A 1,252-nucleotide genomic window follows, 5' to 3' on the forward strand; every position below is an offset into this window, starting at 1 on the left:
CCGAGCAGTCGGTCACGGCTGAGCGCATCGTGGCCGCCACCGGATATCGCCCCAACCACTCCATCGCCTCGGAGCTGCGCCTGGACCTGGACGCAATCCTCGGCTCCACCCGCGCCCTGGCCCCGCTGATCGACCCCAACCAGCACTCCTGCGGCACCGTCCCCGCGCACGGCGTCGACGAACTGGCCCACCCGGAGTCCGGCTACTACGCGGTCGGCGTCAAGAGCTACGGCCGCGCCCCCACGTTCCTGATGGCCACCGGATACGAGCAGGTCCGCTCCGTCGTCGCCGCGCTGGCCGGCGACTGGGAAGCCGCCCACGACGTGCAGCTGGACCTGCCCGAGACCGGCGTGTGCTCCTCGGGGCTGGTCGAGGCACAAGAGCGGCGGGTCGGTCTGGCCACCGGGATCAGCGGTGGCCTGCCGGCCACTGCGCTCCCGCTGGTCACCGTCGGCAGCGGTGGCGACGGTGGTAGCTGCTGCGGCTGACCACCAGCCATCGACCAGCGCCGAAGCCGCACCGACAAGGAGCCTCAGATGTCTGAGGGATACCCCACCGCCGCCCAGAAGGAAGCCCTGCGCCTGATCTGCGAGCACGGGCCAATCGACACCCACCGGCTGGGAGAGCGTCTGGTCGCCGCCCGCGGACCGAGCAGCAACCCCAAGTTCGCCCCGGCGATCGCCCGGACGGCCGGACCCTTGGCCTGGCGGCTGCACGTCCAGGGGTTCATCGCCGAAGCCCCATCGCCTGACCGCTGGATAACCACGGCGGATGGGCGCCGGCTGATCGGCTGCGCCGGGACGCGCGGGTGAGCTCTGCCGCTGAACCCGCCACCGAGGCCGCCACTGAGGCCGCCGCCCCCGCTCCCGGGGGCGGCGGCCGGCCGCGTCTGGCTCAGGGGTGGCGGATCGTCGCCGCCCTGGCCGTCACCCAGACCATCGGCTACGGCGTGCTCTACTACGCCTTCTCCGTCTTCCTCACCCCCATGGCCGCCGACCTGCACGCCGGCGGTGCCCAGATCGCGGCCGCGCTGACCGGCTCGATCCTGATCGCCGCGCTGTGCGCCCCGCTGGTCGGCCGCCTGCTGGACGCCCACGGCGGCCGGGGCCTGATGACCGCAGGATCCATCCTCGGCGCGCTCGCCGTCCTGGCCTGGTCACGGGTGGAGAACCTGCCCCAGCTGTACGCGGTCTTCGCCGCGATCGGCATCGCGTGCGCGATGGTGCTGTACGAAAGCGCCTTCGCCGTCATC

Annotated in this window: 2 protein-coding genes and 1 pseudogene; all 3 read left to right on the forward strand. The window is 72.8% G+C overall.

The window, feature by feature from the left end; translation table 11 throughout:
* Positions 1 to 488: pseudogene (locus ACSDR0_RS50680) on the forward strand (flavoprotein); the annotation flags it as partial.
* A gap of 48 nt (positions 489 to 536) precedes the next feature.
* A complete protein-coding gene (locus ACSDR0_RS50685) occupies positions 537 to 812 on the forward strand; it encodes a hypothetical protein (RefSeq protein WP_435296145.1) in 276 nt (91 codons plus the stop codon).
* A partial coding sequence (locus tag ACSDR0_RS50690; RefSeq protein WP_435296146.1) for an MFS transporter occupies positions 809 to 1,252 on the forward strand: 444 nt, incomplete at its 3' end. The genes ACSDR0_RS50685 and ACSDR0_RS50690, both read left to right, overlap by 4 nt.

Source organism: Streptosporangium sp. G11 (genome assembly GCF_051192615.1).
Classification (GTDB): Bacteria; Actinomycetota; Actinomycetes; order Streptosporangiales; family Streptosporangiaceae; genus Streptosporangium.

Excerpts from the sequence above, each read along its gene's own strand:
- ACSDR0_RS50685 (WP_435296145.1), top strand. The coding sequence starts at position 537 with ATGTCTGAGGGATACCCCACCGCCGCCCAGAAGGAAGCCCTGCGCCTG.